Here is an 8,401-nt window from a genome sequence, read left to right as displayed (position 1 = left end):
TGGTTTGCCTCCTTTGCAGGCGGTTGATGGTCAGGCGCTGGCGGGGCATCCCCGCCATGCGCCGCCTAGTCAGTGATAACACGCCACTCTCGCAGCCCAATTTCTCGCACGACCTTGGCCGCCGCATCCAGTGTCTTGAACTGCCGCACATCACCTCTGGCGGTGTGTAAGGTAGGTTGTGCGCTGCCAATGTTGCCGCTCAGCTCGATAGTCCACCCGTTATGCAGAACACTTGACGATCTCACCACGGCACCCTGAATCAATCCAAGCCCAAAATACTCTTTTGCCTTTCCTATATCCATTTTTTAATCCTACTATAAAGTCAAATTGTTTTGACAATATAGCAGTTTTGTTTTATCAAAACAAGCATTACATGCTTAAATCTGGCCCCTTGCTGCGCTGCTTCTGGGTCTGCTTCGCCAGCTCGGCGCGGGCCTCCTGCACCTGCGGAAGCTCCATCACCTTCTGCACCGTACGCTTGATGTAATCGGCCTCATGGCCCGCCTTGCGCTCCATGATAGCGGGGCTAGCCTCGGCCATGGCCTTGCTGATCTCGTCCGGCTCCCGGCCCTTGCTGGCCAGCTTCATGGCCGCGATGAAGTCGCACTTGCTGAGGTCATCACCGTACCGCTTGACCAGCCCGGCCATTTCGCTGCGGTAGTCGTCCACGACGCTGCGGCGATACCGACGCACACTCTGCGGGGCGGTGATCTCGGCCAGTCGTGCCGTCCGTTCCTGTCGGCGCTCGATGCTGTCCAACACCTGCCCGGCCTGCTGCATCAGCTCCGGCCCTGCGGTGGCACTCTTGCCGCTGGACTCCCGGCACAGCACCCACGGCTGATAGCCGGTGCGGCTGGTGTACTTGTCCTTGCGGTTGGTAAAGCCTGCCAGACGGCCATAGTGACGGCTGTCGGCGCTTGCCGGGTCGGCGTCATACTCCCGGGCCAGCTTCCGGGCGATTACGCCCCTATGATCTGCTGGGGCATCCTGAGCCACCTTCACCCATGCCTGATAATTCTTGGGGCTGGTCTCGATGATGGCGGCAGGCTCCCGGCCCTCCTGCTTCATGGCGTCCAGATCGTCGCTGCTGAGGTCGTCAACTAGCACCAGACCATGCCGGGCCTGCTCGGCGGGGCGAATGTAAATATCGTTGCCCTGGGCATTCATGCGCTTGAGCCAGGCGGCGTTCTGCTGCACTTCCTGCGGTGTCCATTCCCGGTTCATCATCTTGCCGCTGGCGGCATCCCGTATGCCGATGTCGTACCGGTCGCAGCCCATGGCCTTGAGCTGCCGGGCGATGGCTTGCGCGGTGCGGTCACCTTTCACTTGAGCTTGAAAATCAGCCATATGCTCCCCTGTTGCTCGATGATTTGCGGCTCCAGCCAAAGCCATGATGCGATCAGCAGCGCCAGAATAGGCATCACGGAAGCGATCAAGACCCCGGCCCACAACCTCCATGTCCAGCCACGGGCGGCGCTCCGGGCCGTCTGGCCGGCCTTGGCCAGTTCCCCTGCGGCTGCCCTCATGTCCTTTGCTGCCTGCCGCCATGCGCTCATGGCTTGCTGTTGCTGGCTCGTCCAGCTCGCGGCCTGCTCCTCGCTGGCCTGCTGTACCTCGGCGATCCGCTGCCGGGCTTCGTCCGCCAGTGTCGCCATGCTCTGGGCCAGCGGCTCTATCTCTGCCGCTAACTCGTTGATCCCTCTGGATTTCCTCACTCTGTCTATCGCGCTCATGCTCGATAACCTCCCGGTATTCTTGTAAGTCGATGATCTGGCCGTTGGCCGTGTCGATGGCTAGGGCGATATCGGCCCTCTCGGTGCGGATGCCCCGGCTCTCCATCTCCACCACGTTAGGGCCAAGATGGATGCCCGGCAAGCGCTCAATGCCCTGCGCCTCAAGGGTGCGATGGTCAATGCGGGCCTCGTGCCCGGCCTGTTCAAGGGCGCGGTTGGCGTAGTGGCTCCATGCCTCGCGGGTCTGCTCAAGCCATGCCTTGGGCTTCAGGCTCTCGGACTTCTGCGCCCCGCCCCGCTCTGGCTGTTTGCCGTTGTACCGCTTAAACCACTGGTCAGCCGGGCGCTCGATACCGTCGTTCTTCCGCTCGGAGATCATCAAGTGGCAATGGGGGTTCTCACCGTTACCGGCATGGATGGCCAGCGTATACGGCAGGCGCTCGCCCTCAGTCAGATGCCGGGCGAATTCGTCCACCAGCTCCCGCTGCTGATCTAGGGTCAGTTCGACCGGCAGGGCAAACTCAATCTCTTTGAATAAGCGACCGTTGGCCCGCTCGTACAGGTCGGCACCGTCCCAGTAGTCGGCGGGACGCTCGGCCCACTCGGGCAGGTGGCCGGACTGGGTGTGCAGCACCTCTTCACGGTCGCGGGAGTAACGGCCCTCCCGCTGGATGTAATCGGCTTTCGCCTTGGCCGATTGGCCGCCGTTCCGGCTGCCGGTCTTGGCCGTAAGGTGATAGATGGCCATAGGGGTTTAGCTCCATGCAATGGCCCTCGGAGAGCGCACAGCCCCGAAGGGGTGCCCCCAGGGCAGTTTCTTGAAGAGAAACCGGTAAGTGCGCCCTCCCGTAAAATGACGGTCGGGGTTTGCGGTGTCTGTGCTCCGATGATAGCATAATGACAAGCACATAACCAAGAGGATTATCAAAATGGCAAAAACAGCGGAACGGCTCGCCAAGCTGGAAGAACAACGGGCACGAATCAACGCCGAGATCCAACGGATCAGAGCACGGGAGCAGCAGCAAAAGCGCAAGGAAAACACCCGGCGCAAAGTGCTGGTAGGTGCATGGATACTCGGCAAAGTTGAAAACGGCGAGTGGCCAGAACAGCGCCTGCTCGATGGGTTGGACAGCTACCTAGAGCGCGACCATGATCGGGCACTGTTCGGACTTCCACCCAAGCAGAAACAGCAGCCACAGGAGCATGGTCAGCCGGAGCCGCAAGGATAGCCAAGCGCAAAGCGGTCAGAATGGCCCCTGAATGGCCCCTTCGGGGCTGCACACCGCCCCCACCCGCTGCGCGGCAGGGGGAAAGGCGGGCAAAGCCCGCTAAACCCCATACCAAATCCCGCGGGAATACGCTGGAGCGATTTTAGCCGCTTTAGCGGCCTTTTCCCTACCCGAAGGGTGGGGGCGGTGTGTAGCCTAGCGCAGCGGATAGAGAAGTTATCCGGCCTCTGGCCGGCATTTTAAGCAAGGGCAAACAGCGCCCCACTAGGGCGCTGTTAACCGCGCCTAGTGGATTATTCTTGGATAATCATGGATGGATTTTTCCAACACCCCACCAGCTCCCCCCCTTCCTGGGTTTGCAGGTTTAGGGGCGTGACAGTTACGCCGGGGGTTCGTGACAGTTACGCCGGGGGGGCGTGACAGTTACGCCGGGGGCGTGACAGTTGCGCCGGGGGACGGATGGCGTTTGCGATCATGAGGGCGAAGAAGCTCAACAGCATGGGCACGGTGGCGGCTGCGTTGCAGCACTGCTACCGCGACCGCGAGACGCCGAACGCCGATCAGGAGCGCACACCGGACAACGATCACCTGGCGGCCAGATCGACCGATGAGGCGATGGGCAAGCTCAGGGAGCGGTTGCCGGAGAAGCGGCGCAAGGATGCGGTGCTGGCGGTCGAATACGTGATGAGCGCCTCGCCGGAGTGGTGGCAGACCGCAAGCGCCGACCAGCAGCGGGAGTTCTTCAAGCGATCGACCGAGTGGCTGGCCGCATGCCGAAAATTCAGATGCTCGGCGACGGCGATGAACTGAACAAGGGAAATGAGCGGTATCCTGCCAGACAGGATACCGACATTCACGAGGTTTCGATGGTTAGTGCGCCGCATCGGAGCGGGCCTGCTACCAGTCGTCGGTTAGACGACTGGCGACTTCTCGGTGGCAGCCCCACGGAGCCGAAGGAGCACCAGCCCCAACGAAACCAGTACCGCCATCGCCGTGGCGTAACAGATCACGGGCCACGCTGTGTCACCGTTTAAAAGTGCCACCGCCAATGTCCCGACAATGCTGACTATCAGGCTTTGAACGCAGAAGTAGAACGCGACCGCTGATCCCGCGATGTCGTCGAACTCTGCCAAAGCGCCGTTCGCGGTAACGGACACCGTGAAGACAATACCGACCGCGACAACCCACATCGGTAGGATGAAGGTGAGGAATGACGGCGAGCCGTAAAGTTCGCCGATCCCCAACAGGACCGCTCCGCAAACAAGCAACGCCATCCCACGCGCCACGCATCCTGCGATGCCCCATCTGGCGACAAAGGACTTCGCGAAACGGGTTGTCACGATCATTACAAGCGCGACAGTGGCGAAGGCAAAGCTGAATCCGATCTCGGAATATTCCGCTTGGCCTATGAGCACACGGGGAGCCGTCGAGAAGAAGACGAAGTAGGTGCCCATACCGGCGCTAAAGCCGACAGTGTAAACCCAAAAAGCCGGACTCGCGAAGATCGGCAAGACAGATCGGCGCGTCTTGACTTGATCCAGAGGGCGGGTTTCGTGCCACCTGAAACCCGCATTTAGGAGTGCGAGCATCGCCAGTATAGCCAAAGTAATGAATATCGCCTGCCATCCCAAGAACTCGCCGATCAATACTCCGGCGATAGGGCCGAGCGCAGGCACGAACGCCAGCATCGAACTGAAAAGGCCGTAGATGACGACACCCTCAGGACGGTTGGCATAAACGTCGCGAACCGTCGCGAACGTCGCCACCAGCATGGCCGACGCGCCCACTGCTTGAAGTAGACGGAAAGCGACAAAGGCCGGTGCAGTTGAAGACCAAGCTGCTCCCAGAGACGCAATGACGAAAGCCGTTGCGCCCGCAAGTAGAATTGGCCGTCGCCCGATTCTGTCTGAGAGCGGACCAAAAATCACCTGGCCCACGCCGAGCATCACCATATAGAGGCTCAACGTGAGTTGGATCATAGCGGGCGTCGTGTTCAGGATGCCGGGCATCGCTGGAACGACAGGGAGATAAATATCCATCGCCAGTGAAGCGAGGATGTCGAAAGGAGCCATCAGCAGCAGTGCTGCCGGCAGCGTATAGGCCCACGCGGGGCGTGTGGTGGTCATGACGAATCAACCCTCGATTAAGGAATACCGGGCGACGTCTGCTCGTCAGCAATCAGATGAGACTAGCCTTACAGAGCGCCGCAACAACAATACTGGTTGTTGCGGCTTACTTGTCTGCTGACTTGGAATTTCCCATCTGATTACTCCACGCTTACGAATATGAATTGCTACATTTTATCCGATTATCTTTTGCTTCGCAATGCGGCATGGGCGCACTCAGCGTTCCAGCCCCCTCTGCCGCCCTAACTGCCACGACACCGACCCGCCCTGCACGATGCCCATAACCTCGCGGCCGAGTTGGCGGTCGATGATCGGCCGCCACGGGACAAGGGTGAACTCATGGGATTTCTCGACCACGGCGAACTTGCCGCTCGATAGATGCACGGTTCCGGTAAACTTGCCGCTGACGCTCTCGCCGTCCGTGGCGGCGCGGAACGGCAGGCCCTTACTCAAAGCCATATCCGATCCGACGCCGGCTACCTCGCGCTCCCGCAGGATGGCGAGAAGGTTGCGCCGGTAGAAGACGCGGCTGTCCCGGCTGCGGGTGGCGTCGCCCTGTTCGATATGGTGCTCGCGGCGCTGGTCCATGGCTTCGCGGACTTGTTGCCCGAAGCCGGTTGGCGCAAGGTCGGCCGTCTCGCCGTGGATCAGCCGCCGGTCCAGCCAGGTCGCGCCGTCCGATCCGATCTGTTTGTTCAGATCGACCGGGGAAAGGACGCGAACGCTGGCCTGACTGTCTCGGCCGGCGTCATGGGCGGCGGCACGGCTGACCAGATCATCGGGGATGCGCCATTGGTCGGCGTCGATCCGCTCGACGATACCGGCCCGGCGTAGCGCCTCCAGCCGGCGCACATGGGCATCGACATAGCCCTCATAGTCGCCGCCTGGAACGCGGCACGTATAGGAAGAATAAACGCCCTTTTCACCCAAGTCCAACAGCTTTGGACCGCAGTTGACTCTTTCGACACCCCTGCGATGCAACCCAATCCGGCTGACGGGGAGCCAGCAACGCTGAAAATTTACCCTCCTCTTTCCCACTAGCGGCTCCTTTTCCGACAACCAGCACGGCGGATCCCTGCCGCGGCGCTGTGAACGCAGCATTTTGATTGGTATCGTTGGCCTTCAGGCTCGTCAGTCAAACAGACCCAGGAGCAGCTCAGCCGGTGGCGCCCGGCTTTCGGGTAACGCCCTGGTCCCGCTGGTTTCGGCTTTGTGCTTCAGGTGATCAAGGATCTGCTTGATCACTATAGGGTCTTCAATGCAGGCGATGACTTTCATGGCGCCGCCGCAGCCGCTGCAGGTCTCGATGTCGATATTGAAAACACGCTTGAGCCGTTGCGCCCATGTCATCGACGCTCGCCGTTGTGCTGGTGTTGCCGGTTCATCAGCCACCCTGACCTTGTTGCCCCTGCCCCGTTTTGCCGGCGTGACCAACGCCCGGTGCCGACTGTTGGGTGCGAACACCCCGTGGAAGCGGGTTAGGTTGACTCTGGGCTTCGGTACCAGGGCGGCCAGCCTTGCAATGAAATCCAATGGTTCGAAAATGACGTGCGTGGTGCCGTCCCGGTACGGCGTCTTGAGCTGGTAGCAATCTGACAGTGCGGAGGGGGAGGGGCGTGACTGTTAAACAGGGGGTCAGCCTGCCGCCTTGGGCCGGGTGATGTCGTACTTGCCCGCCGCGAACTCGGTTACCGTCCAGCCCAGCGCAACCAGCTCCGGCAACGCCTCGCGCACCCGCTGGCGGCGCTTGCGCATGGTCGAACCACTGGCCTCTGACGGCCAGACATAGCCGCACAGGGTATCTATGGCCGCCTTGCCGGTCTTGCCGGGGTCGATCCAGCCACACAGGCGCTGATGCAGCAGGCGGGCCGCTTCGCTGTCCAGCGCTCGCACCTCGTCCATGCTGATGCGCACATGCTGGCCACCACCCATGACGGCCTGAGCAATTAAGGGGTTCAGGGCCACGTACAGACGCCCGCCTGCCTCGTCGCTGGCGTACTCGGCAAGCAGCCGGAACCCCTGCCGCTTGCGGCCATTTTGGGCGATGATGGAGACTGTCCACAGGCGCTCAATGCACTCCCGGATTGCCTTGAACTGGCTGCCGCCATCCTCTGCATACCCGATTTCACGGGCCAGCGCCCGATAGCTGCCCTTAACCACCATGGCATCAGCGGTAACGGCCTCCCACTTGGGTTCCAAGAACAACCGGAGCTGCTGCCCGCCTTCGGTCTTGGGTTCTGGGCTAAGCACTAGGCCATTAGGCCCAGCCATTGCCACCAGCCCTTGCAGGATGCGCAGATCATCAGCACCCAGCGGCTCCGGCCCCTTGAACTCGATCCGCTTGCCGTCGCCGTAGTCATACGTCACGTCCAGCTTGCTGCGCTTGCGCTCGCCCCGCTTGAGGGCACGGAACAGGCCGGGAGCCAGACAGTGCGCCGGGTCGTGCCGGACGTGGCTGAGACTGTACTTGTTCTTAGGCTTCACCACGGCGCACCCCCTTGCTTTTGCGCTGCTTTTCCAGCACGGCGGGTTTGAGCACCCCGCCGTCATGCCGCCTGAACCAGCGGTCTTTGAACGGCGCCCCATAGTTGGCCTTGCTGACACCAAAGCGGACGAAATAGGGCCGCTGTGAGTCGTCCACGCCCCATTCCTCGGCCTCGGCGGCCGTCATGCCGGACAGGTAGGACTGCCAGCGGATGTTATCCACCAGCACGGACGATCCCCGGCTGGCCTGCTGCTGGTCGCCTGCGCCCATCATGGCCGCGCCCTTGCTGGCATGGTGCAGGAACACGATAGAACACCCGGTATCGGCGGCGATGGCCTCCATGCGGCCAATCACCTGCGCCATGGGGCCACTGGCGTTCTCTTCCTCGATATGGAACCGACGCAGCGTATCCAACACCATCAGGCGGCGGCCCTCGGCGGCGCGCTTGAGGCCGTCGAACCACTCCGGGGCCATGATATTGGGCAGGCTGCCGATCAGCGGCTGGATTAGCAGACCGTCAGCCACGACTTGCCGTTGCTCGTCGGTCAGGTGCGCCCCCAATGCGTGCAGGCGGTGATGTATAGCGGTGGGCGGGTCTTCGGCGGGCAAGTAGATCACCGGGCCGGTGGGCAGCTCTCCCACGTCCAGCAGGTCGGGGCCGCCTGCGATCTGTGCGGCCAGCTGTAGAACCAGCATGGACTTGCCGGTCCCACCGGGGGACACCAGCGCCCCCACGGTACCGGCCACCATGTTGGGCAGTACGTAGTCAATCGGCGGCGGTAACTCTGTGAAGCTCGCCAGAATATCGATAGGCTTATGAGTAGCCAT

At 61.6% G+C, this 8,401-nt stretch carries 8 protein-coding genes and 4 pseudogenes; 2 read left to right on the top strand and 10 right to left on the bottom strand.

Annotated elements, in window-relative coordinates:
- Positions 1-65 precede the first annotated feature (65 nt).
- The 4 genes and pseudogenes from GTK47_RS20355 to GTK47_RS20600 all read right to left on the bottom strand — a co-directional run.
- Positions 66-302, bottom strand: coding sequence for a hypothetical protein (locus GTK47_RS20355; RefSeq protein ID WP_010895879.1), 237 nt, complete (start codon positions 300-302; stop codon positions 66-68).
- Between the two features lie 67 nt (positions 303-369).
- A pseudogene (locus GTK47_RS20610) lies at positions 370-1,224 on the bottom strand (DNA-primase RepB domain-containing protein); the annotation flags it as partial.
- Positions 1,225-1,322: 98 nt separating this feature from the next.
- Positions 1,323-1,733, bottom strand: coding sequence for an IncQ-type mobilization protein MobB (locus tag GTK47_RS20605; protein ID WP_010895877.1), 411 nt, complete (start codon positions 1,731-1,733; stop codon positions 1,323-1,325).
- Between the two features lie 106 nt (positions 1,734-1,839).
- Positions 1,840-2,481, bottom strand: a pseudogene (locus GTK47_RS20600) (MobA/MobL family protein); the annotation flags it as partial.
- Positions 2,482-2,662: 181 nt separating this feature from the next.
- Between GTK47_RS20600 and GTK47_RS20345 the strand changes: the two are divergent.
- Complete coding sequence (locus tag GTK47_RS20345) at positions 2,663-2,962, top strand: hypothetical protein (protein ID WP_010904468.1); 300 nt, start codon at positions 2,663-2,665, stop codon at positions 2,960-2,962.
- Positions 2,963-3,421: 459 nt separating this feature from the next.
- Complete coding sequence (locus GTK47_RS20340; protein ID WP_223424540.1) at positions 3,422-3,772, top strand: plasmid recombination protein; 351 nt, start codon at positions 3,422-3,424, stop codon at positions 3,770-3,772.
- Here the strand turns inward: GTK47_RS20340 and GTK47_RS20595 are convergent.
- The 6 genes and pseudogenes from GTK47_RS20595 to GTK47_RS20310 form a co-directional block, all read right to left on the bottom strand.
- A pseudogene (locus tag GTK47_RS20595) lies at positions 3,727-3,846 on the bottom strand (LysR family transcriptional regulator); the annotation flags it as partial. The gene GTK47_RS20340 and the pseudogene GTK47_RS20595 sit on opposite strands and share 46 nt — an antisense overlap.
- Positions 3,847-3,873: 27 nt before the next feature.
- Entirely contained in the window at positions 3,874-5,088 is a 1,215-nt protein-coding gene (gene floR / locus GTK47_RS20330) for a chloramphenicol/florfenicol efflux MFS transporter FloR (RefSeq protein WP_000214122.1), read from the bottom strand.
- A gap of 216 nt (positions 5,089-5,304) precedes the next feature.
- Positions 5,305-6,189, bottom strand: a complete 885-nt coding sequence (locus GTK47_RS20590; RefSeq protein WP_001447541.1) for a DUF3363 domain-containing protein — start codon at positions 6,187-6,189, stop codon at positions 5,305-5,307.
- 30 nt (positions 6,190-6,219) lie between these two features.
- Positions 6,220-6,675 (bottom strand): annotated as a pseudogene (locus GTK47_RS20320) (transposase); the annotation flags it as partial.
- Positions 6,676-6,723: 48 nt separating this feature from the next.
- Positions 6,724-7,575 (bottom strand): replication protein C, IncQ-type, encoded by an 852-nt coding sequence (gene repC, locus GTK47_RS20315; protein WP_010895881.1) that lies wholly within the window; start codon positions 7,573-7,575, stop codon positions 6,724-6,726.
- Positions 7,562-8,401, bottom strand: a complete 840-nt coding sequence (locus tag GTK47_RS20310; protein WP_165126853.1) for a helicase RepA family protein — start codon at positions 8,399-8,401, stop codon at positions 7,562-7,564. Before GTK47_RS20310 ends, repC begins: the two co-directional genes overlap by 14 nt.

Origin of the sequence: Proteus sp. ZN5, assembly GCF_011046025.1 — a bacterium.
Taxonomy (GTDB): domain Bacteria; phylum Pseudomonadota; class Gammaproteobacteria; order Enterobacterales; family Enterobacteriaceae; genus Proteus.
Note: the sequence above shows the minus strand (reverse complement) of the source record. Positions and strands in the feature narration are given on the sequence as shown.